The sequence below is a fragment of the Paenibacillus sp. UNC496MF genome (assembly GCF_900113915.1).
Classification (GTDB): Bacteria; Bacillota; Bacilli; order Paenibacillales; family Paenibacillaceae; genus Paenibacillus_Z; species Paenibacillus_Z artemisiicola.
In genome coordinates this window covers 90010-113381 of record NZ_FORE01000017.1, presented here as the reverse complement: position 1 = coordinate 113381, position 23372 = coordinate 90010, and the positions used below count along the sequence as shown (strand labels likewise).

The following is a 23372-nucleotide window of genomic DNA, read 5'->3' as shown; positions in this document are numbered from 1 at the left end:
GAAGGGAGACGCTCAAGGTGAAATGGAAATCGCTTATCGCGGCGGCCGTCGCCTTCGCGCTGCTGGCGGCCGCCATTCCCCGCCCCGCCGGCGCCGCGGGCTACGACGCCTTCACGTTCAAGCAGAACGGGCAGCCGCGGTTGACGCAGACCGCGTACGTGCCGATGGGCGCCATCGACGGCTACGGCATGTTCGGCGCGGGCGCCGCGGAGCGGGAGAAGAAGGGCGAGCTGACGGCGGCGCTCGACCAGCCGCAGGATCTGTTCATCGACGCGCGCGGCCATATCTACGTGGCGGATACCGGCAACGGCCGCGTGCTGGAGCTGGACGCCCGGGGAAGCGTGATTCGCGTCGTCGGCGAAGGCGAGCTCGACGAGCCGACCGGCATTTACGTCGACGGCGAAGGGAAGCTGTACGTGGCCGACCACGGCGCGGAGCGGGTGTTCGTCTACGGGCCGGACGGCCGGAAGCTGACGGAGATCGGCAAGCCGGCGTCCTTGCTCTTCGGCAAGAGCAATGCGTTCAAGCCGCGCAAAATCACCGCCGACCTGCGGGGAAACCTGTACGTCGTCGGCGAGGGACTCGTCCAGGGCCTGGCCCAGCTGAGTCCGGACGGCGGCTTCCTCGGCTACTTCGGGGCGAACCGCGTGGGCTTCAGCTTGGAGCGTTCGCTGCAGAAGCTGTTCTTCACGCGCAAGCAGCTGAGCCAGCTGTCGCAGAAGCTGCCGCCTTCGCCGAGCAACGTGGCCATCGGCGAGGACGGCCTCGTCTTCACCGCAACCGTGGGTCTCGAGGGGGCCGGGATCAAGAAACTGAACGTCGCCGGCGATAATTTGCTGCGCTCGTCCTCGTACATGAGCGGCAATATCGCGGACGTGACCGTCGACCGCATGGGCAACATCTACGCCGCGGACGCCGTGGAAGGCTTCATCTACGTCTACGACAAGGACGGCAGCCTCCTGTTCGGCTTCGGCGGCATGGACGCGGGCTATCAGAGCCTCGGGTACTTCACGTCGCCCTCGGGCATCGCGGTGAGCGGCAGCGGGTTGTTGTACGTGCTCGACAAGGAGCGCGGCAACATACAGATTTTCAAGCCGACGCCGTTCGCGACGCTCGTGAACAAGGCGGTGTCGCTCTACCTCGACGGCAAATACGTCGACAGCCTGGAGCCGTGGCGCGAGGTGCTGCGCCTCGACGGCCTGTTCGACCTGGCTCACCTCGGCCTCGGCCTCGCCTATTACAAGCAAGGTCGTTTCGGCGAAGCGTTCGACGAACTGAAGTTCGCGAAGAACGCGGGCGAGTATTCCAACACGTATTGGGAGCTTCGGCGGGAGTGGCTGATGAAGCACGCTTCCACGGTGCTGTCGGTGCTCGCCGGATTCGCCGTCGCGTGGATGATCCTGAAGCGGCTGCATCGCCGGTTCGGCTTCGGGGCGCCCGTCGTGAACGCGGCGAGAAGAGCCGGCCGCGTCCGGCTCGTCGGCCAGCTGCTCCACGTCTTCCGCATGCTGCGGCATCCGATCGACGGGTTCGAGGAGCTGACGAACGGGAAGGCGTCCGTCTTGTCCGCCGTCATCCTGCTCGCGCTGTTCGCGGCGGTTCGGCTCTACGAGGTGTTCCAGACGAGCTTCATCTTCAGCGGCGTCGATCCGCTGCGGATCAGCATACCGACCGAGCTGCTCAAGCTGTTCGTGCCGCTGCTGGGATGGATCGTCTGCAATTACATGGTCAGCGTCATCAACGACGGCGAGGGCAAATTCCGGGACGTGTTCAAGGGCTCGGTCTACGCGCTCAGCCCGTACCTGCTGTTCGGCGCGCCGCTGACCGTTCTGTCCAAGGGGCTGACCTTGATGGAGTCGGTCGTGTACGATTACGCACGCATCTTGATCGTGGCCTGGTGCATCGTGCTGTTCATCCTGATGGTGAAGGAAATCCACGGCTACGAATTCAAGGAAACGTTCAAGAACATCGCGATCACGGTGTCCGGCATGGTCATCATGGCGGTCATCGCCTTTATTTTCTTCGGCTTGTCCAGTCAGGTATGGGACTTTGTGCGGAGCATCGCGGAAGAGGTGAAATACCGTGGCTAAACGAAAGCAAGCCGTTCGAATCGGGCTCGGCCTGGCGGCGATCGCGCTCGCGGGTTCCATCGCGCACGCCTTCGGGGAGACGCCGGATTCCCGAGGCGGGCCGGCACCCGGCGCCGCGCCGGGCGAACAGGAAGAGCAGGCCTTCTTCCGGTCCAACCGGTTCACGATGCCGGAGCCCGCGCGCGCGGACGTGCCGAAGACGGCGATCGGCCAAGGATACGCGCGCATCGGCGAGAATGCCGGGCTCGAATTGTACATGGACAAGACCACGTACGCAATCGCGGTCAAGAACAAGGCCACCGGCTACGTATGGTCGTCGCTGCCCGATTCGAAGACGATGCGCGGCGAGGACCTGAACGAGGATTGGCTGAACGCCATGCGGTCGCCGTTCCTGTTCGATTACTTTCGGGAGGGCGACGCGACGCCGGCGACGGGCAATTACCGCTCGCAGCACGGCAAGGCCCTGTCGGCCAAGCCGGTCCCGGGCGGGATGGACGTGACCTACGCGCTGCCGGACCTCGGCATCTCGCTTACCGTCCGGACGGTCCTCGACGACCAGGGACTCGTCGTCTCGGTCCCGAACGACGCGATCGCGGAGAAGGGAAGCGGGCGTCTGGCCGCCCTTCAGCCGTATCCGTTCCTTGGCTCCGTACGCCAAGCGGACGTACCGGGGTATCTGTTCATTCCCGACGGCAGCGGCGCGCTGATCCGGTTCCGCGACCAGCAGTCGAGGTTCGACGAGCCGTACGTCGGAGAAATTTACGGCAGCGACGTCGCGACGACCGGCTTCGGTTTCGCGAACGCCGTCTCGTATCCGGTGTTCGGCATCGTGCACGGCGCGGGGCAAAACGCGTTGATGGGCGTCGTCGAGCAGGGGAAGGCGAACGCGGAAATCGTCGCGTATCCGAGCGGCGTCAACACGAACTATTACTGGGTGTCGCCGCGCTTCAAGATCCGGTCCGCGTATTTCCAGCCGACCAGCCAATCGATGGGCGGGATCAATACGTTCACGAAAGCCCGAACCGAAGGGGACAAATCCACGCGCTACGTATTCCTGAGCGGCCGCGAAGCGGATTACGCCGGCATGGCCGCGGCGTATCGCGCCTACCTGCAGCGCGGCGGCCAACTGCCGGAGCGACCGGCGGCAGCGGCATCCGATGCGGATCGGGATGTGCCGGCGGAGATCGATTTTCTCGGCGGCGACGTCGAGCCCGGCCTGATCGGGCGGCATGTGCTGAAGCTGACGTCCTTCGGGGAGGCGAAGGCGATCCTCGAGGATCTGCGCAGGCAAGGGGTTACCCGCGTGACGGCGGTGCTGAAAGGGTGGAACAGCGGCGGCTTGAACGGCGCGCGTCCCGCCAAACCGTCGTTCGCCGGCGAACTCGGCGGCCGCTCCGGCTTCGAGGCGCTGCGCGACTACGCCGCGGCGCAGGGCATCGCGCTCAGCCTGGAAACCGACTACACCGACCTGCTGAAGGGCAGCCCGCGGACCAACGTCCGCTCGGACGCCGCCCGGATGATCACGGACCGGCTGCTGGAATATCCGTTCGTGAGCAAGTTCGTCAGCAGCCTGTACAAGGACCTGAACGGGTACTTCCTGCGTCCGCAGTCCGCGCTGCGACTCGCGAAGGACGATTTCGGCGTTTTCCGCGAAGACGGGCTGACGAGTCTGGCGCTGAACGGCACCGGCTCCACGCTGTTCTCGGATTACGGCGGCAAGGCGCCGCTTACCCGCACCGATGCGATGGAGACGTACGGCAAGCTGCTGGAGGAAGCGGGCAAGCAGTCGCTCCGGCTCCTCGTGAACCGGCCGAACGACTACATGCTGAAAGGCGCGTCCGCGTACCTCGGCATGCCGCTGGAATCGTCGCAGTTCATGTACGCGACCGACACGGTGCCGTTCGTTGAGATGGTGCTTCACGGCGTCGTCGACTACTACGCGAAGGACGCCAATCATCAGGCCGACCCGGCGGAGGACGTGCTCCGGATGATCGAGTACGGCGCGTATCCGTCCTTCGTCATCACGAAGGAGCCGTCCTGGAAGCTGCAGAATACGCCGTCGAGCGACCAGTTCTCCACCGCGTACGGCGATTGGGCGCCGGAGATCAAGCGCCGGTACGACTTGGCGAACGAAGCGCTGAAGCCGGTTCAAGGCGCGTACATGACGGGACGCGAGGTGCCCGCGTACGGCGTCGTGAAAGTAAGCTATTCCAACGGCGCCGCGGTCTGGGTGAACTACACCGGACGGGATTACCGCAGCGGCGCGGTCGCGGTGAAGGCGCGCGGCTTCGCGGTGACGGGAGGCGGCGAGCCATGAGGACGGGAATGAAATTGAGATTGCCCAAAGCAAGGCGCGAGGCCTTGATCGGCTATGCGCTCGTGCTGCCGTGGATCGCCGGATTCCTGCTTTTCATGGCGTATCCGCTCTATTTCTCGCTCTTCATGAGCTTCAATAAGGTCGCCGTCACGCCGGACGGCATCAAGACGACGTACGTGGGCGGGGCCAACTACAAGGAAGCGTTTTTGACGGATCCGGAGTTCATCCAGCAGCTGCTGCTCTTCGTCAAGTCCACCGTGCTGATGATCCCGATCGTCATCGTGTTCTCCCTGTTCGTGGCGCTGCTGATCAACCAACCGATTCGGGGACGGCAGCTGTTCCGCGCGATCTTCTTCCTGCCGGTCGTCATCACGAGCGGCGAAGTGGTCCAGGAGCTGTTCTCGCAGGGCGCGGCGACGATTCCGCTGATGGACCAGTCCGGCGTCATCGACTACTTGAAGACGTCGCTGCCCGAGACGTGGGGCAATCCGCTGATCGCGGTCATCGATAAATTCATCCTGATCCTGTGGTATTCCGGCGTTCAGATTCTGATCTTCCTCGCGGCGCTGCAGAAGGTGAACCCGCAGGTGTACGAGGCCGCCGCCATCGACGGCGCTTCGCCGTGGGTCAGTTTCTGGAAGGTGACGCTGCCGGAGGTCAAGCCGTTTATTCTGGTCAACCTCATCTATACGACGGTCGACCTGTTCACGAATACGTTCGGCGACGTCATTACGCTCATTCAGCAAAACATGTTCCAAGTGGACACGGGCTTCGGGTACTCCAGCGCGCTGGCCTGGATTTTTTTCGCCGTCATTCTGGCCGTGCTGCTGCTCGTCGGGTGGTTCTTCCGCAACCGGGAAGGCAGCGCGGCCGGATAATAGCCGGTCCATTCGGAAGATCAGGCAGACCGAAAGCCTTAAAGCGAGGAGGAGAACGACTATGAGAGACGCAGCCGCAAAGCCGCTCGCGCGGGAGACGCGCCGGGCGGCGAACGGGCGGACGACGCTCCGCCGATGGACGGACAAGACGACGCATCTGCTGTGGGGCAGGCAGGGCAACGACGGGCTGCTGCTCAAGACCGTCGTGTACGCGCTGCTGGTCATCGTCGGATTCGTCTATGTCTATCCGCTGCTGTTCATGATCTCGCAAAGCTTCAAGAGCCTCGAGGATCTGCTCGACCCGACGGTCGGCTGGATCCCGCGACGGCTCGACTGGGACAACTACGTTCAGGCGTGGCACGTGCTGCATTACCTCAAGGCGCTCGGCGTCTCCCTGCTCAATTCGGTGCTGCCGGCCGTCGCGCAGACGGCCTCGTGCGCCATCGTGGGCTACGGTTTCGCCAAGTACAGATTTCCCGGCAAACCGGTGCTGTTCGCGCTCATGCTCATCACGTTCGTCGTGCCGAAGCAGGTCATCATGATTCCGATGTTCCTGCTGTTCAAGCAGTACCACATGCTGGAGACGCCCCTGCCGTTCATCGTGCCGGGCCTCTTCGCCCAAGGGCTTCGCGGAGCGCTGTTCATCCTGATCTACGTGCAGTTCTTCCGCACGATTCCCGTCGCGCTGGAGGAGGCGGCGGCCATCGACGGCGCGGGCGCGTTCAAGACGTTCGTCCGCATCATCCTGCCGATTTCGGTGCCGGCGATCGTCGTGGTGTACCTGTTCTCGATGGTGTGGCACTGGAACGAGACGTACTTGGCCTCGCTGTATCTGGGCAACGCCATGACGACGCTGCCGCAGGAACTGAAGACGTTCAACGACGCCTTCAAGGCGATGTATACCGGCGGCGCGAAGGTGACGGACGTCAACGAGGCGATCCGGATGGCCGGCACGCTGCTGATCGTGCTGCCGCTGCTGGCGCTGTACCTGTTCGCGCAGAAGTATTTCACCCAGGTCGTCGACAAGACGGGATTGACCGGGGAATAGCGGCTTGGCCGAGGCATGCGGCGGAGCCATGACATGACGGGAGAGTGCGACTGTGATCGAAATCATCGATAAAGAAATCCGGATCGACGGCCGGCCGGAGCTGATTCTGTGCGGGGAAATTCATTATTACCGGCTGCGGCGGGACGAATGGCAGGACCGCCTCGACAAGCTGAAGCTAGCCGGCTGCAACGCGGTCGCGACCTATGTGCCGTGGCTCTGCCACGAAGAACGCGAAGGCGAGATCGACCTGGGCGGCGCGAAGCGTCCCGAATACGATTTGGCGGGATTCATCGACCTGTGCCGAGACAACGGGCTGTATTTCTTTCTGCGTCCCGGGCCGTTCATCATGGCGGAAATGAAAAACGAGGGGCTGCCCTACTGGCTCTACGAGCGATATCCGGAGATCGTGCCGGTCGGCTGGGACGGCCGGCCGGCGACGACGAAGACGGTCGATTACCTGGCGCCGGCCTTTCTGAAGGCGGCGCGCCGCTGGTACGAAGCGGTGATGGCGGTCGCCGTTCCCCGGCTGCAGCCGAACGGCGGGAACATCATCGCGATTCAGCTGGACAACGAGATCGGCATGCTGTCCTGGGTGAGCAACGGCCCGGATCTGACGCCGCTCGTGTTGGACGATTTCGCGCGATGGCTGACGGAGGTTTATCCGGCCGAGTCGCTGGCGGAGCGGTACCCGTTCGACTTGGGGGAACCGGCCGTCCGGAACGCGGCAATCCGCTCGCCGCTGGAGGCGTACGCGCCGGCGCTGCACCTCGATCTCGGCCATTACATGCGCGGCCGTTTCGCCCGGTACGTGGACGCGCTGCGCGGATTCGCCGAGGAATTCGGCGCGCGCGGCGTGCCGTTCGCGGTGAACATTCACGGCACCGGCGGGGGCCGCGGATTCACGTTCCCGATCGGCATCAGCCAGCTGTACGAGACGTACGAAGGGAAGCCGGGCTTCCTGTCCGGCTCCGATATTTATTTCGGCGATCTCGACATGAACACGTTCCAGGACCTGTACCTGATCAACGGCTTCATGGACGCGGTGCACGGCGAGCATCAGCCGCTTGCGTCGATGGAATTCAACTGCGGCGACGGCAACTTCGGCGAAACGCTCGGCGCGCGGTACGACGTGTCGGCCGCGGATTTCAAACTGCGCATGTGCGTGGCCCAAGGCAACCGGCTGGTCAATTATTATTTGTTCTGCGGCGGCCGCAACGGCCTGCTCGACCATGGGCGCGAAGACGGCAATGGCCGGGTCGCCTTCACGGGCGAGCGCCATGGCTTCGCCGCCCCGATCGGCCCGGAAGGCGAGCCGAATTACACGTTCCCGCGAATGGCGCGCGGCATCCGGGCGATGATGGCGGTCGCGGACAAAGTCGCCGTCATGCGCGAGGAGCGCGACGCGGTCGCTTTCGCGTTCATCCCCGATTATTACATGACGGAATACCGGTACGCGGGCAGCGAAGCGATGCGGAGGATGTACGCGAATCTCGAAGCGAATCGGGCGCACTCGGGCTGGGAGACGATGGCCCGCGCCATGCTGCTGGCGGGCTACCGTTTCGGTGCCGCGGATATCCAGAACAAGCCGCTCCGCGCTGCCGAGGTGCCCGTGCTGGCGCTGCTGTCCGCAAGCTACATGGACGAGGCGCTGCAGCGCAAGCTTGCGGACTACCTTATGGAAGGCGGGAACGTGCTGCTGTACGGCGAAGTGCCGCAGTATGACATGGAAGCCCGGCCATGCACGATCCTGTCGGACTGCCTCGGCTTGCGCTTCGCGGCGGAGCATCGCGACGCGCCGGATTATTACCCGTCCGTCGTCGCCGAAGGCTGGGCGGCGCCGCGGCCGGAGGTGCGCACGCACTTCGCCCAGACCTTCGAGGCCGTGCGCGGCGCCAAGCCGTTCTTCCGCCTGCGGGGCAGCGGGCAGGCGTGCGGGTTCGACTGCGCGGTCGGCCGCGGGCGCGCGATCGTCATGACGGCGCGCTACCGGACCGATATCGGCTTGTTCCGGGACGCGGTCGAGCGGCTGGGGGCGAAGGCAGGCTTGACCCACGACTGCCCGCAGCACGGCCTGTTCTTGACCTCGACGCGGTCGGCGGACGGCGAACGGTTCATTCATCTGCTGAACCTTGACGGCTTCGACAAGACGCTGCGCCTTTACGATCGGGGCGAGGCGCTGTTCGAGGGCCGCGAGCTGACGATCGCCGCCAAGGACGGCGTCATGCTGCCGGTCGGCGTCAAGGCCGCGGGCGCGACGATCCTGGCTTCCACGGCGGAGATCATGGAGATCGGCGAGGCGCATCTCGTTTTCCGGCTGACGCAGGCGCAGGATTGGATCGCGCTCGAGACGGCGCGCCGGATCGCGCCGAGCGAAGCCTATAAGGTCGAGCGCCGCGGCGCGGCGCAGCGGATCGTATCGCTGCGGCACGCGAAGGTCGAAGACGAGCTGATCGTCCGCTTCGAGGCGTAACGCGAGCATCGCGAGAGAGGAGAGAACGAGCGTGGCCCTATCGGACGATACCTTGCTCGAACTGGAGAGCAAACGAAGTTTTCAATTTTTTTGGGAGCAGGCGAACACGGATCCCGGCAGCCCGGGCTACGGGCTGATCCGCGACCGGGCGCCCGGCCGGCCGGAGATGGCGAGCATCGCCTCCGTCGGCTACGGCCTGACCGCGCTTGCGATCGGCGCCGAGCGGGAATGGATCTCGCGCGAGGAAGCCGATGCGCGCGCGGTCGGTACCCTTCGTACCTGCTGGAGCAATGCCGAGCATCGGCACGGCTTCTTCTTCCACTTCCTCGACATGGATACGGCGAAGCAGTACCGCGGCTGCGAGGCGTCCGTGATCGATACGGCCATCTGCATCTGCGGCGCGCTGACGGCCGGCGAATATTTCGGCGGCGAGGCCAAGCGGCTGGCGCAAGCGATCTACGAGCGCGTGGAGTGGGATTGGTACCGCGATCCGGAGACGAATCAATTCTATATGGGCTACAACGACGAGAAAGGCGAACACTTCGGCGCGTGGGACCATTACGCGGAGCAGTTCATGATGTACTTCCTGGGCGCCGCGTCGCCGACGCATCCCGTGCCGGCTTCGATGTTCGACGATTTCGTGCGGTACGTAGGCTATTACGGCGGGCACGGGCCGGTCATCCACAGCACGGGCGGCGCGCTGTTCGTCTATCAGTTCTCGCATGCCTGGTTCGACTTCCGCGGCCGGCGCGACCGTTACGGGGTGGATTGGCATGAGAATTCGGTGCGGGCGACGCTCGCGAACCGGCAGTTCTGCATCGACCGCGCCGACCGCTCGAAGACGTTCGGCCCGAACGCGTGGGGGCTTACCGCCTGCGACGGCCCGCGCGGGTACAGCGGCGGCTACGGCGCCGATCCGAACACGACGAAGCGGGACTATGCGGACGGCACGATTCCGCCTTGCGGGGCCGCGGGTTCGATCGTCTTCACGCCGCGGGAATCGATCGCCGCGCTGCGCCATTATTACGAGAACCACCCGGAGCTGTGGGGACCTTACGGCTTTAAAGACGCGTTCAATCTGGACGAGACGCCGGCCTGGTACGCCGAGGACGTCATCGGCATCGACAAGGGCATCACGCTGCTCATGATCGAGAATTATCGCACCGGCTTCGTTTGGCGCCAATTCATGCAAGTTGCGCCGGCCCGCCTCGGCATGGACCTGTGCCTGGGAACGGAATCGAATGCAGTCTCCGGCGCCGGTTCGATCGCGTAAGAAGTTGCAGAGAGAGAAGGCAAAAAAGAGGAGAGCAGGGTGAGCATCATACTTCAGACGACGGATTCCAAGCTTCACGTGCAAGAAGGGCCGTTCCGGTTCACGTTTCTGCGGAGCGGCGACCTGTACGAGGCCGCTTACGGCGAACATACGCTCATTAACCAACTGCTGGCCAACCCGCTCGACGGCGCCTTGAGCAATTTGTTCCTCCGCCGGTTCGCGGCGGACGGGATCGAGGCCGTGCCGCTGCTCGGCGTTCGTTCCGCCAGCAGACTGCGCCGGCATGCGCGGGCGCTCGCGTGGGAAGGCGAAGCGTGGGGAGCGGCCTACCGGGTGACGTTCCGGCTGACGGAGCAGGGCGTCTGGTTCTGGGACGTCGCCTTGTCCGGCAACGCCGGCCTCGAGCTCGACGTCATCTACGGCCAGGACGTCGGCTTGGCCGACCGGGGCGCGGTCCGCTCCAACGAGGCGTACGTGTCGCAGTATATCGGGCACTCCGTCTTCCGCCATCCCGCGAAGGGCTACGTCGTCTGCTCGCGCCAAAATCAGCCGCAGGGCGGCAAGTTCCCCTATTTGCAGCAGGGCGCGCTAACCGGCGCGGCAGGATACTCGACCGACGGCTTCCAGTTCTTCGGCCTCTCGTACAAGGACACCGACGTGCCCGTCCGGTTGGCGATGCCGTCGCTGGCCAACGAGATTTACCAATACGAATTCGCCTACGTCGCGCTGCAGTCCGAGCGTATCCGGCTGAACGGCGAAGCCCGGGTCGTCTTTTACGGCTTGCTGAGAGCCGATCATCCGGAAGCGGCGGACGCGCTCGCGTTCGGCGCGGACGTGGCCGAAGCATGGCGGCAGACCGGCGACCGTCCGCTCGGGCCGGGAGAGGACGTGGAGGCGGCGAAGCGGAAGGCGTCGATCGCTTCGCCGCTGCGCGCGCTGCCGTTGACGGACGCGGAGCTCGCCGGCTTGTATCCCGAGCGGCTGCAGGAAGAATACGGCGGCGGCGAGCTCTTGTCGTTCTTCACGCCGGGACGCGAGCATGTCGTCCTGAAGGAGAAGGAGCTGCGGGTGGAGCGCCCGCACGGGCACATCCTGATGACCGGCGGCAACGACCGTGTGCGCGATGAGGTGCTGACGACCACCGTTTACATGTACGGCGTGTTCAACTCGCAGCTCGCCGTCGGGAATACGACGTTCCACAAGCTGCTGTCCAATACCCGCAGCGCCCTGAACGTCATGAAGGCATCGGGCCAGCGCATATACGTCGAGCTCGAGGGCCGCTACCGGCTGCTCGCGCTGCCTTCGCTGTTCGAGATGGGCTTCAATTACGCCCGCTGGCGGTACAAGCTGGCGGACGACGTCATCCTGGTGACGTGCTTCGCGTCCGCGGATACGCCGGAGGTTTGCCTGCGATTCGAATCGGAGAGCGGCATCGCTTACCCTTGTCTCGTCACGAACCAGGCCATCATGAACGCGAACGAATACGAGCTGCCCGCGTCGGTCGCTCAAGAGGGCGACACGCTGACGTTCCGGGCGGCGGCGGGCGCGCTCAGCGCCTCCGCGTACCCGGAGCTTCGCTATCGCCTGCGGGTGACGGGCGCCGTCATGAACGTCGGCGACGAACGGCTGCTGGCCGACGATGCGCAGCCGGGCGAGGCGTCGCTCGCCGTGCTGGCGCTGTCCGCGAGCCCGTCCTGGAGCCTGACCGTCCAAGGCTTGCTGCACGGACAGCCGCTGCCGTTCGCGGAACGGTCGGCGGACGAGGAGAAGGAGCGGTACCGCGCGTTTCTCGGCAGGGTTTTGAACGGGTTCCGCTTGTCCTCGGACGGCGGCGCCTCCGCCGAAGTGGAAAGCATGAATACGCTGGCTTGGTGGTACGCGCACAACATGCTTGTCCATTTCTCCGCGCCGCACGGGCTGGAGCAGTACGGCGGCGCCGCCTGGGGAACGCGGGACGTCTGCCAAGGACCGGCCGAATATTTCCTGGCGGCGCACCGCTATGGCACGGTCCGGGAGATCCTGCTGCGCGTGTACGCGCAGCAGTACGAGGACACGGGCCATTGGCCGCAATGGTTCATGTTCGACCGGTACGCGGGCATTCGGGCCGACGAAAGCCACGGCGATATCGTCGTCTGGCCGCTCAAGGTGCTCGGCGATTATTTGCGGGCGACGGGGGACTTCGGCATTTTGGCGGAGCCGGTTCCCTATATGGCGCGCGGGCCGTTCGCCTTCACGAAGGCTGACGCGAGCCTGTTAGCGCATGTCCGGAAGGAAATCGCTTATATTCGCGGGCACTTCGTGCACGGCACGCATCTATCGGCGTACGGCGACGGCGATTGGGACGACACGCTGCAGCCGGCGAACGCCATGCTGAAGCGGTACATGGTGAGCAGTTGGACGGTCGCGCTGACTTATCAGGCGATCGGCGGCTTCGCGGCGGCGATCAAGCCGCACGACGCCGGTTTGTCCGCCGAGCTGCAAGCGTTGGCCGAGGGGATTCGATTGGATTTTAACCGGTACATGCTCGCCAAGGACGTCATTCCGGGCTTCTTGTACATGGAGGATCCGAGCACGCCGGAACCCATGCTTCACCCGGAGGATACGGCGACGGGCATTCGCTACCGTCTGCTGCCGATGACCCGGAGCATGATCGGCGAACTGCTGACGAAGGAGCAGGCGGAGGCGCACTACGCCCTGATCAAGGAGAAGCTGTATTTTCCGGACGGCGTCCGGCTGATGGATCGTCCGGCGCGGTATGCGGGCGGCGTCAGCAAGCGGTTCAAGCGAGCGGAGCAAGCGGCCAACTTCGGCCGCGAAATCGGGCTGCAGTACGTCCACGCCCATATCCGATTCGTCGAAGCGTCGGCCAAGCTCGGCTATGGCGACGAAGCCTGGAAGGCGCTGCTGATGATCAACCCGGTCAGCCTGTCCGGCGTCGTGCCGAACGCGGAGCCGCGACAACGCAACGCGTACTTCAGCAGCTCGGACGGGAAGTTCAACGACCGGTACGCGGCGCAGGAAGGGTTCGAGGGACTGCGGGACGGCCGGGTGCCGGTGAAGGGCGGCTGGCGAATCTACTCCAGCGGCCCGGGCATCTACATGAACCAGCTCGTCTCGAATTGCCTGGGCATTCGCCAAGAGGAGGGGGACCTGGTCGTCGATCCCGTACTGCCGGACGCCTTGAACGGTCTGCGGTTCGCCTATCGCTTCATGGACCGTCCGGTGGAGTTCGTCTATCGCCTCGGAAACGCCGGCGAACGGAAAATCGCCGTGAACGGGACCGAGTTGTCCGCCGCGCCGACGGCGAACCGCTATCGTCGCGGGGGACTGCGGGTCGCCCGGGAGCTGCTTGTCCATGCGCTTCGCGAAGAAGGCAATGTGATCGAGCTATGGATGTAGCGGTTCGGACGGGCGTTACCGCACGCAAAGCGGTTGAATCGAAATCTAAGGGAAACGGTGGTGAGGAATCGCATGAAGGTAACCGCGGAAGAATTGGCCGCCGGCCGATTGTCGCCGGAATCGATCGAATTGGCGGTACGGCTCATCGAAGTGAACGGCTTCGTGCTGTTCGAGGGGGTGCTGCCCCGCGCGCGGACGGAGGCGTTGTACGCGCGCATGGAGGGGCTGCTTCAGGGCTTCATGGAGGAGCGCGGGTTCAATCTGCGCGACGGGTTCCATGACGGGACGAACCATATCGGCCTGCATCTGCCCTTCGAACAGCCGTTCTGCCATGAATCGCTGATCGCCCATCCCTTCGTCACCGACGTGGTCGACCGCATCTTGGGCGAGGACTGCCTGCTCACGTATTTCGCCTCGAACACGTCGATGCCGGGCGGGACGCAGGCCCAGCACGTGCATGCCGATATGGGCGCGAGATTCGGCGACCGCTGCCATTCCAATCTGCCGATCACCCATCTCGTCGTCAATTATCCGTTCGTCGACGTGACGGAGGAGAACGGCCCGATGGAGGCGTGGCCGGGCGGCACGCACCTGCATCCGGACCGGTGGTACGGCCCGAACGCCCATGATAAGTCGCGGCTCGCCGAGCATATGCTCTCGTTCAAGGCGACGATGCCGGCCGGCTCCATCCTGATTCGCGACGACCGGATGTGGCATCGCGGCACCCCTAACCGGTCGGATCGGCCGCGGACGAATATGGCGTTGATTTACACCGCCGCGGCCAACGGACCTAGGGAAGGAAGCATCGCCATTCCGCGGGAGACATACGACGGGCTTTCCGAGAAAGCGAGGCGGCTGTTGCGTAAGGAGAAGATCGGGTTCCCCGCCGCGCAGCCGGATTGAGCGCTGCCGAAGCGTCCGGCGGTCACCGATCGCGCGGCCGCTCCCATGCCCCCACGCGCGCGAAGAAGCTGCCGGCATTGCCGGCAGCTTCTTTGCGCGCGTCGATCAAGGCCGCCCGAGCGGGCCCGGGAACGGGATCACCTCGGCCGGCGCGCTCGGGCGGCGTCCGCCCCGGCCGGCGATCTTGCCCGTGCCGGGATCCATCGCGAGCTTCATGTCGCGCGGCAGGCCGAGCGAATCCTTGATCTCGCGCCAGATCGCGTCGTGCTCCTCCTGCAGCGTCTGCACCCGCGCGCTGTACTGCCGCCGGATCGCGACGAGCGCGTTCACGGACGCCTCCTGCAGCTCGGCCTCCAGCGCCTCCCGCCGCTCCTCGTGCGCGGCGAACGCGCGCCGCAGCCGCTCGCTCGCCACGCCGAGCTCGACCAGCGGCTCCTGCTCGCCCGCCCTTCCCAGAAAACTGAACAGCTCCTGCATATCGACCGGTCCGCGCCCATTCATCGTTTCCATCCCCCTAAGATTCCGTCTATGAAAAGATTCATTCTATGATCTAGTATCGCCCGTTCATAGGGAAGCTATGCCGGGCCGCCTCCGAATCTTTCAAATCGGTTCCCGCCCCGCCTTGCGGCAGGAGAGTTTCGTTCGTTCGCGAATACTTTCAAGTAGGATCGAATCCCATCGGATTTTGAAAGGCGGCCGCGCGTGAACATCACAAAAGATTTCCTGCTTCAACTTTCGCTGGTCGGATTCCCTCTCGGCATCTATCTCGCTTACGTACTCGGCCATATCGGCCCGATCAAACAACAAACGTTGCTCTTCGCCGTATTATGGGGAAGCTCGATCGCCCTCTGCATGTCGTTTCCCGTGATCTACGGCAACGGCAGCCATCTCGACCTTCGCATCGTTCCGCTCATGATGGGCACGCTCTATGCCGGACGCAGGGCGGGTCTCTGCTTGGGCTTATTCGTGCTGCTCTACCGCTTCTACGGCGTCGGCGCCGGACCGGGCTTCTGGACCACCTCGCTGGCGCTGCTGTTCGGCTTCTCCGCGGTGCTGTACGCGCAGCGGATGTTCGAGCAGGCCGCCAAGGGCAAGCGGCTGCGCATCGCGGTTCTGCTGGCGGTCTTCTATTGCGTCACGGGGTCTTTCTTCGCGAGCTTGATTCAGGGCGTTACGGCGCAAACCTTCGTCGTGCAGCTCTTCCACCTGAGCCTGGTCGTCGGCATCGTGTGGACGATGACCGGGCTGATCGAGACGATGGCCGAGATCCATACGATGCGCAAGGAGCTGCAGGACGCCGAGCGGCTGCGGCTCATCGGCGACTTGACGGGCGTCTTCGCGCACGAGATCCGCAACCCGATGCAGGTCGTCCGCGGCTTCCTCCAGCTGCTGGACGTTCCCGAGCTGCCGCCGGCCTCCAAGACGCAGTACATCCGGCTGTCGATCGAGGAATTGGACCGGGCGAACGAGATCATCCGCGAGTTTTTGCTGCTCGGCAAGCCGGTCTCGGACAACCGGGAGGAAGTCGACGTCGGCCTGCAGCTGCGGCGAACCGCGAGCCTGATCGAGAATTACGCGCTCGGCAAAAACGTCACGATCGAGACGACGATCGAACCGGACTGCATGATCAGCGGCAACGTCCAGCGGCTCAACCAATTCCTCATCAACATCATGAAGAACGCGATCGAAGCGATGCCGGACGGGGGCACCGTGCGGGCGTCCTGCATCGCCGTCGACGAGTCCCGCATCGAGATCCGCGTCAGCGACGAGGGCGTGGGGATGTCGAAGGAGGAGGTCGAGCGGCTCGGCTCGCCGTACTATTCGCTCAAGAAGAGCGGGACGGGGCTCGGGATGATGGTGAGCTTCCAAATCATCCGGTCGTTCGGCGGCACGCTGCGCGTCTTCAGCGAGAAGAACAAGGGGACCGAGGTGGTCGCGAGTCTTCCGAGCGTATAGCGCGGATGCGCCGGCTTGTTTTGCCGCCGTCCTTCCGTATGCCCGCGGCGCGCCGCCGTCATTCACGTTTGGGCGCTGGGCGCGTATCCTATCGGGAACGGATTTTATATTCATGGAGGCATCGGCGGTGGGATACTACGTTACGGTGGAGCCGGGCGTAAAGCTCTACGTGGAGGACATCAACCCGGCAGGAAGCAAGACGATCGTGTTTCTACATGGCTGGCCGCTCAGCCATGAGCAGTTCGAATACCAGTTCGACGTGCTGCCCGGCATGGGCTACCGCTGCATCGGCATCGACTGGCGGGGCTTCGGCAAGTCGGACCGGCCGTATGACGGGTATAATTTGGAACGGCTCGCGGACGACATCCGCGCCGTCGTCGTCGCGCTGCAGCTGAAGGACTTCGTCCTCGCCGGCCATTCGACCGGCGGCGCGATCGCGATCAAGTACGTCGCGCGGTACAATGGCGGCGGCGCGTCGAAGCTCGTGCTGATCGACGCGGCGGCCCCGACGGGATTCACGCGCGAAACGGCGGACCGGTTGCTGAAGCAAACGTTGAACGACCGGGCGAACATGATGCTCGGCGTGACGGACATCTTCTTCTTCAGGTACATCACCAAGCCGTTCTCGGACTGGTTCAACCGGGTGGGCATGGAGGCCGCCGGCTGGTCGACGGCCGCGGTCATCGTCATGCTGCGGGATTTTAATTTAAGCGCCGATCTGTCGCGCATCCAGGTGCCGACGCTGATCGTGCACGGCATTCACGACCAGGTTATTCCGTACGCCCAAGCGGAGGAGATGCACCGGAAGATTCCCCATTCGCAGCTCGTGCCGTTCATGTTCAGCGGCCACGGTTCGTTTTACGACGAGCGCGACAAGTTCAACCAGCTGATGCGGGAGTTCGTCGGGTAACGCTTCGGCGATGCGCCGCGGCGCGGGAACCGCGTAGGCGGATGATCGGGGAAAAGACGACAGGCAGCCGGCAAGTAGCCGGCTGCCTGTCTGCGTTGCGCGTCGCGTTAAATCGGAGATGGGCGGTTGACCGGCCGGACCGGGCGGCTTACGCTTCCGGCGCGATTTCCCGGGCCAGCGGCTGCGTCTTCGCGGGCTCCGTCTCGACCGCCTGCGCCGTGCGGCAGATGAAGAACGAAAGCAGCAGCGCGAGGACGCCGATGCCGATGATGACGACGTACGCGTCGTTGATCCCCTGGATGGACGCTTCCACGATCAGATGCTCCTGGGAATCCTTCGTCCCGGCGGCCGCCATGTCGGTCAGATGCGCCTTGGTCCGGTCCGTCATGATCGTGACGAGCAGCGACGTGCCGACGGCGCCGGCCACCTGGCGGATCGTATTGGAAATCGCGGTGCCGTGGGCGTTAAGCCGGGACGGGAGCTGATTGAGCCCCGCGGTTTGGATCGGCATGAGCAGCAGCGCCATGCCGATCCGGCGGCCCGTCGACATGAGCACGAGGTACGAATAGCTGGTCGCATCCGTCAAGTCGATGAAGCCGAGCGTGGTGACGATCGTGATGGCCATGCCGATGACGGCGAGCCATTTCGCCCCGAACCGGTCGAACAGCCTGCCGGCCACCGGCATCAGGAAGCCCATGACGAGCGCGCCCGGCAGCAGCAGCAGGCCCGATTCCAGCGCGGTGTAGCCGCGGGCGTTCTGCAGATACAGCGGCAGCAGCATCATATCGGCGTACATGACCATCGTGACCGCGATGTTGATGACGGTCGTCAAGGAGAACATGTTGTACTTGAAGGCCCGGAGGTCGAGCAGCGGCCGGCGCGAGGCGAGCTGCCGCCAGGCGAACAGCCCGATCGCGAGGACGCCGCCGGCGATCGAGCCGAGGACCTCCGCGCTCGACCAGCCTTCGCCGCCGGCCCGGCTGAAGCCGTACAGCATGGCGCCGAAGCCGACGGTGGACAGCGCCACGCTGAGCACGTCGATCTTGGCCTGCACCGGCTCCGAGACGTTCCGCAAATAAACGTAGCCGCAAACGATGACGATCAAGGCCAGCGGGATCATGCCGTAAAACATCGTTTCCCACGCGAAGTTTTCGAGGACGTAGCCGGCCAGCGTCGGGCCGATCGCCGGCGCGAAAATGATCGCGAAGCCGACCATCCCCATCGCCGCGCCGCGCTTCTCGGGCGGGAAGAGCGTCAGAATGACGTTCATCAGCAGCGGCATGATGATGCCGGCGCCCACCGCCTGGATCATCCGTCCCGTCAGCAGCGCCGGGAAGCTCGACGCGATCGCCGACACGATCGTGCCGGCCAGGAAAATCAGCATGGACGCCTGGAACAGCTGGCGCGTCGAGAACCGCTGCATGAAATAAGCCGTAATCGGCACGAGCACGCCGTTCACGAGCATGTACCCGGTCGTCAGCCATTGGGCCGTCGCCGCCGTAATGTTGAAATCCCCCATCAATTCCGGCACGGCGACGCTCATGACCGTTTGGTTCAAGGTGGCGAGGAAAGCGCCCAGAATCATGATGAATAAAATCGGACCTTTCTTAATCGCCCCGCCGTTCGTTTCGTTCGGCTTGCTCACCCTACTCCATCCTTTCGTTTCTCTCTCGTAGATTTAATTTACAACCTGTTGTATAGTCAACAATGTATACCGTAGATTATAGCCGGAACGGGGCGGATGACAAGCGACGATTCCGGGCGAAACCGTTCATTAGTCGACACTCGGCGCCGAATCGTCGCGCACCGGCGGAATATACGACGGAAGCGGGCAAATTGTCGTTCGCGCCGGACAAGGAGAGGAGCGAAAGCGGATGGAAAAGAAGGCGACGGATCCCCGCGTTCTCCGGACGCGCCAGCTTATTCGGGACGCGTTCATCGAACTGCTCGAGGAAATGGACGTCGAGAAAATATCGGTCAACCGGATCGCGGAGCGGGCGACGATCAACCGCGTGACCTTCTACCTGCACTACCGCGACATCCCGGACATGATGGAGCGGATGGCCGACGAGATGATCGAGGAATTCGAGGCCATCCTGCGCACGCCGTCCGCCGTCCCGGCATCCGCGGAAGCGGACTGGCCGATGCTGGTTCGGCTGCTGGAGCATATCGCCGGCCAGGCGAAGTTTTACAAGCTCGTGCTCGCCTCGAAGCGGACGCCGGTCTTCACGGACCGGCTGCTGAAGCTGCTCGGCCAGCTGGTGGCGGACAAGATCGAAAGCGGGGGCATGGCCGCGTCGCTCGAGAAGGCCGGCATTCAGAAGGAAATCGCGATCTGGTACGGCTCGTCCGCGCTGATCGGCACGATCGTGTCCTGGCTGCGCAAGGACATCCCGTATACGCCGCAGTTTCTCGCCGGGCAGTTCACGCTCCTGCGGAAGCACGCGCGGCAATTCGATCACCTGTAAGCGATTCCGGGCGGCGTGCAGGTCTTTCGGCGGGCGGCGGCGAAGTAAGTCCGTATTCTGCCATAATGAGGTGATCGCATGAGCGAAATTCGCAAATTACGCCGGGAGGAACTTCCGGAAAGCGTGACGCTGTCCGAGTTCGCGTTTCAGTACGAGCTCTCCGATGCGGAGAGAGAAGAGCAGGCCGGCAAGATGGATCCCGACGAGCATTGGGGCTTCTTCGAGGAAGGCCGGCTCGCGGCCAAGCTGCAGCTCTTGAACTTCCATACCTGGCTGAACGGACGCCGCTTCGCGATGGGCGGCATCGCCGGCGTGGCCACGTGGCCGGAATACCGGCGCAACGGCATGGTCGCGCGGCTGCTCGGGCAGACGCTGAAGACGATGCGGGAGCAGGGGCAGACGCTTTCGTTCCTCGCGCCGTTCAAGTTCGAATTCTATCGCAGGTTCGGCTGGGAGACGTACGTCGATTACATGCGCTACGAGATTCCCGCCGACAAGCTGCCGAAGTTCGAGGCGCCGGCAGGCGGCACGGTCCGCCGCATCGCGTCCGACTGGGAGCAGCTGAATCCGCTGTACGCCGAATACGCGCAGCGCTTCAACGGCATGCTGGAGCGGGACGAGGACTGGTGGACGAAGCGCCATTTCAAGTCCAAGAAGGGCACGGTCGCCGTCTACGCGAACGCGCGGGGCGAGCGGCGGGGCTACGTGCATTACCAGGTGAAAGAGCGGACGGCGACGATTCACGAGCTCGTCTTCCTCGACGAGGAAGCGAGGCGGGGCTTGTGGAAATTCATCGCGGACCACGATTCGATGATCGCGAAGATCGTCGTCAAGGCGCCGAGCGACGACCAGCTGCCGTTCCTGCTGCACGATCCGACGATCAAGCAGGAGAAGCTCGCGTACTTCATGGCGCGCATCGTGGACGCGGAAGCGTTCTTGGCCCGGTATGCCTACGCGCCGCGGCCGGACGCCGAACCGCTGCATCTGCGGATTACGGATCCGCACGCGGAGTGGAACCAGGGCATCTTCCGCCTGCAGTTCGGCGGCGGCGGGACGAGCGCGCAGGCCGCGCGGCTGGCCGGGCTGGAAGCGCCGGACGAAGAAGGCCTGCTGAGCTGCTCGATCCAGACGCTGGCGGCCCTCTTCCTCGGCTACCAGACGCCGGGCTTCATGGCCGGCATCGGCCGGCTCCAAGGGTCGCCGGAGCTGGTCGCGCGGCTGGAAGCGGCGCTCCCGCGGCGCACGACGTTCCTGCTGGATTTCTTCTGATTCGTTCTCTATTTGATGCGATACGTTCCCCGGGGAGGGGTTGACCATCGAGTGGCCGGAAGCCTATGAGAACGAACGATTCGAGCCCGTCGGCGATGAGTTGGCGCGCGTCATGCCGGATTGCGGGGCGTCCGCGGAATCGTCCGGGAGCAGCAGGAAGCAAGCGGCAGCCGGAGTTCATGGGAAACAAGCGCAGCCGAAAAGGCAGCCGTCCCCCGATTGCAGGGTTCGGCTGCCTTTTCGTTTGGCCGGCCGGCACCGGCCTGCGCCTCGCCGCCGTCCGCCGCAACTTTGGCCCGGCCGAAGCGTCTAAGGTTGGCGATGGGCGGCATTTCCAATTCCGAATCATCCATCCGAAAGGGGCGCTGCCGGATGCCGATCGTATGCGACGGATGCGGCGAATATGTAGAGACGAAGGTGAACCGGGACGAGCGGACGCGCGTGTGTCCCGAATGCGAATACGCGGAGCCGATCCGCATGGTGCCGCTGTTTATCGTGACGGGGACGAGCGGGGCGGGCAAGACGACGGTCGCGAAGCATCTCCGCAAGGCGCTGCCGGACTGCGACGTCTTCGACACCGACGAAATGCACGCGGCGGACTGGGACCAAGCCCGGTCCAACTGGCTGAAGGTCGCGTTTCAGATCGGCCAGAGCGGGCGGCACGCGGTGCTGTGCGGCACCCAGATGCCCAGGGACGTCGAGCGCTGCGACCATTACCGGTTCTTCCGGGAGGTTCACTACCTGAACCTGCACTGCGACGACTTGGCGCGGGAAGCCCGCCTGCGCGGACGTCCCGCGTGGCGCGGCACGACGGACGCGTTCGTCGAGGATCACAAGAACTTCGCGCGCTGGCTGCTCGACAACGGCGAGACCGCGTTCGATCCGCCCTTGGTGACGGTCGATACGACCGGCCGGACGCCCGAGCAGGCGGCCGGTCTGATCAGGGACTGGGTCTTGGCGCGGATCTGATTCCGCGGATCCGCCATCAAGCCGGACCGGACTCCGCCGCCGGACGGAAGGAAAGCGGCGGCGGCCGGTCGCGGCCCTTAACGAATGACGGGCGCAGAGAACGACCTTACGAATATTGCGAGCGGGACGGAATGGAAAAGGAGCATAGCGCATGGGGACGTTTATTGCCAATATTCAAGTGCTGGCTGAGGGAAGAAACCGTTCGGCGCTGCTGGACGAGCTTGAAACGGCAATCACTGATAGACTCATTAACGGCGTCTACGAGATCGCGGACGATGCCGCTTCGGCGGACCGTTCGCTGCTGCTGCGGGCAGCGTCCGACCGATGGATTTCGATCTACGACCAGAGGCTCGACGAGCAGGATGTCAATGCCATGGACGCCATCGGCACGGCCATATCGCAATTGGGGGTTCCGGCCGTCGGTTCCATCGTGCATGACAGCGACTGGCTCCTGATGCGACTCTATCGGAACGGGGGAACCGCCGATACGATCGTCAACGATTTGGACGCCTTCAACGCGATGATGGAAGGGGGCCGCAAGCGGAAGCGGAACGGGCTGCCTTCGAGATGGGCCGAGGTATGCGCGCCGGGCGTGGAGCCTGCACGATTGAAGGAGCTATGGGAGATCGAGGAGCTGTTCGCGGAAGATGCGCTCGCCCGGGCGGCGGAGCTGTTGGCCATTCCCGCCGGCGCGGCGCTCCGGGGCCATGAGCCGGATGCGGAGGTTCTACCGGAGGGTGCGGCCGATGCCGAGTCGAGAGTTCTCCGCTTTCGCAGCCTCGTAAGCCCGTCGGCCTTTATCGAGGCGCCCGATGGGCCGAAGCTGGCGTTTACGAGCCGGGAGTCCTTCGCGACGGGAGAAGCGGGCGGCGAGTTCAAGCTTTCGTTCGGCTTCCAAAGCCAAGGACAAGCGTTCACCGGACTGACCGTGCTCCTCTGGGAACCGGCGCTCGACGAGGGGCTGATCGCGGCGGGAGCGGGCATGCTCGAACGGAGATCGGTTCAGTTCCATGAACGGGAGGCGTTCGCGGCCGAGCCGGAGAGGCTCGAGCTCGAGGCGGGCGGGAAGACGATCAACGGATACCGGTATGCGTTTCCGGAACTCGAATTCCCCGATGGCGGGTTGTTGAGCCTGTACCCGTCCGACGCCGCGAAGCTGGGGGTTATGCGCGAATGGATGGCGCAGATGAACCAGCGCATGCATACGTTCCGGATCATGTTGACCGGGGAGCGCGCCGGGAAGGCGGACCTCCATCTCGTGCTCGTTCCGCAAGACGCGTTCGACCAACAGCAAGGAATGAGACTCCCGGTTTACGTCGGCGTCGAACCGGACGCCTGAACGGGGCGCATATAATAGGGAACGGAGAGGCAGCCGGGAGCGGCTGTCTTTTTCGCGCGCCGCCGCGGCGGCACGCAACCTTT

The 23372-nt window shown here is 64.3% G+C and carries 16 protein-coding genes; 14 read left to right on the top strand and 2 right to left on the bottom strand.

Annotated features, from left to right (window positions below):
• Positions 1-17 precede the first annotated feature (17 nt).
• From BMZ79_RS27740 to BMZ79_RS27705, 8 genes are all read left to right on the top strand, one after another.
• Entirely contained in the window at positions 18-2090 is a 2073-nt protein-coding gene (locus BMZ79_RS27740; protein WP_090646818.1) for a YIP1 family protein, read from the top strand.
• A complete protein-coding gene (locus tag BMZ79_RS27735) occupies positions 2083-4407 on the top strand; it encodes a DUF5696 domain-containing protein (protein WP_090646816.1) in 2325 nt (774 codons plus the stop codon). Before BMZ79_RS27740 ends, BMZ79_RS27735 begins: the two co-directional genes overlap by 8 nt.
• An 8-nt stretch (positions 4408-4415) precedes the next feature.
• The gene (locus BMZ79_RS27730) at positions 4416-5285 is read left to right on the top strand and encodes a carbohydrate ABC transporter permease (protein WP_256253178.1); all 870 of its coding nucleotides are present in this window, start codon (positions 4416-4418) and stop codon (positions 5283-5285) included.
• 61 nt (positions 5286-5346) lie between these two features.
• Positions 5347-6333 carry a carbohydrate ABC transporter permease gene (locus BMZ79_RS27725; protein ID WP_090646811.1) on the top strand — a complete coding sequence of 329 codons (987 nt, stop codon included), beginning with the start codon at positions 5347-5349 and terminating at the stop codon, positions 6331-6333.
• 52 nt (positions 6334-6385) lie between these two features.
• Positions 6386-8803, top strand: coding sequence for a beta-galactosidase (locus BMZ79_RS27720; RefSeq protein WP_090646808.1), 2418 nt, complete (start codon positions 6386-6388; stop codon positions 8801-8803).
• 31 nt (positions 8804-8834) lie between these two features.
• Positions 8835-10076, top strand: a complete 1242-nt coding sequence (locus tag BMZ79_RS27715; protein ID WP_090646806.1) for a glucoamylase family protein — start codon at positions 8835-8837, stop codon at positions 10074-10076.
• A gap of 39 nt (positions 10077-10115) precedes the next feature.
• Positions 10116-13475, top strand: a complete 3360-nt coding sequence (locus tag BMZ79_RS27710; protein WP_090646804.1) for a GH36-type glycosyl hydrolase domain-containing protein — start codon at positions 10116-10118, stop codon at positions 13473-13475.
• Between the two features lie 72 nt (positions 13476-13547).
• Positions 13548-14378, top strand: a complete 831-nt coding sequence (locus BMZ79_RS27705; protein ID WP_090646801.1) for a phytanoyl-CoA dioxygenase family protein — start codon at positions 13548-13550, stop codon at positions 14376-14378.
• Between the two features lie 105 nt (positions 14379-14483).
• On the opposite strand, the gene BMZ79_RS27700 is transcribed toward BMZ79_RS27705, so the two are convergent.
• Positions 14484-14879, bottom strand: a complete 396-nt coding sequence (locus tag BMZ79_RS27700; RefSeq protein WP_143089136.1) for a hypothetical protein — start codon at positions 14877-14879, stop codon at positions 14484-14486.
• 201 nt (positions 14880-15080) lie between these two features.
• Here BMZ79_RS27700 and BMZ79_RS27695 point away from each other — a divergent pair, with 201 nt between their 5' ends.
• Both BMZ79_RS27695 and BMZ79_RS27690 read left to right on the top strand, forming a co-directional pair.
• Complete coding sequence (locus BMZ79_RS27695; RefSeq protein WP_090646796.1) at positions 15081-16334, top strand: ATP-binding protein; 1254 nt, start codon at positions 15081-15083, stop codon at positions 16332-16334.
• A 127-nt stretch (positions 16335-16461) separates the two neighbouring features.
• Complete coding sequence (locus BMZ79_RS27690; RefSeq protein WP_090647025.1) at positions 16462-17244, top strand: alpha/beta fold hydrolase; 783 nt, start codon at positions 16462-16464, stop codon at positions 17242-17244.
• A gap of 148 nt (positions 17245-17392) precedes the next feature.
• On the opposite strand, the gene BMZ79_RS27685 is transcribed toward BMZ79_RS27690, so the two are convergent.
• Complete coding sequence (locus tag BMZ79_RS27685) at positions 17393-18889, bottom strand: DHA2 family efflux MFS transporter permease subunit (protein ID WP_371263810.1); 1497 nt, start codon at positions 18887-18889, stop codon at positions 17393-17395.
• Positions 18890-19118: 229 nt separating this feature from the next.
• On the opposite strand from BMZ79_RS27685, the gene BMZ79_RS27680 reads away from it, so the two are divergent.
• From BMZ79_RS27680 to BMZ79_RS27665, 4 genes are all read left to right on the top strand, one after another.
• The gene (locus BMZ79_RS27680; RefSeq protein WP_090646793.1) at positions 19119-19712 is read left to right on the top strand and encodes a TetR/AcrR family transcriptional regulator; all 594 of its coding nucleotides are present in this window, start codon (positions 19119-19121) and stop codon (positions 19710-19712) included.
• A 78-nt stretch (positions 19713-19790) separates the two neighbouring features.
• Positions 19791-20981, top strand: coding sequence for a GNAT family N-acetyltransferase (gene eis, locus BMZ79_RS27675; RefSeq protein WP_090646791.1), 1191 nt, complete (start codon positions 19791-19793; stop codon positions 20979-20981).
• Positions 20982-21353: 372 nt separating this feature from the next.
• Positions 21354-21950, top strand: coding sequence for an AAA family ATPase (locus BMZ79_RS27670; RefSeq protein ID WP_256253177.1), 597 nt, complete (start codon positions 21354-21356; stop codon positions 21948-21950).
• 151 nt (positions 21951-22101) lie between these two features.
• A complete protein-coding gene (locus BMZ79_RS27665) occupies positions 22102-23289 on the top strand; it encodes a hypothetical protein (RefSeq protein WP_090646788.1) in 1188 nt (395 codons plus the stop codon).
• Positions 23290-23372 lie beyond the last annotated feature (83 nt).

Excerpts from the sequence above, each read along its gene's own strand:
- BMZ79_RS27700 (WP_143089136.1), bottom strand. The coding sequence starts at position 14,879 with ATGAATGGGCGCGGACCGGTCGATATGCAGGAGCTGTTCAGTTTTCTG.
- BMZ79_RS27725 (WP_090646811.1), top strand. The coding sequence starts at position 5,347 with ATGAGAGACGCAGCCGCAAAGCCGCTCGCGCGGGAGACGCGCCGGGCG.
- eis (WP_090646791.1), top strand. The coding sequence starts at position 19,791 with ATGAGCGAAATTCGCAAATTACGCCGGGAGGAACTTCCGGAAAGCGTG.
- BMZ79_RS27670 (WP_256253177.1), top strand. The coding sequence starts at position 21,354 with ATGCCGATCGTATGCGACGGATGCGGCGAATATGTAGAGACGAAGGTG.
- BMZ79_RS27730 (WP_256253178.1), top strand. The coding sequence starts at position 4,416 with ATGAAATTGAGATTGCCCAAAGCAAGGCGCGAGGCCTTGATCGGCTAT.
- BMZ79_RS27705 (WP_090646801.1), top strand. The coding sequence starts at position 13,548 with ATGAAGGTAACCGCGGAAGAATTGGCCGCCGGCCGATTGTCGCCGGAA.
- BMZ79_RS27680 (WP_090646793.1), top strand. The coding sequence starts at position 19,119 with ATGGAAAAGAAGGCGACGGATCCCCGCGTTCTCCGGACGCGCCAGCTT.
- BMZ79_RS27665 (WP_090646788.1), top strand. The coding sequence starts at position 22,102 with ATGGGGACGTTTATTGCCAATATTCAAGTGCTGGCTGAGGGAAGAAAC.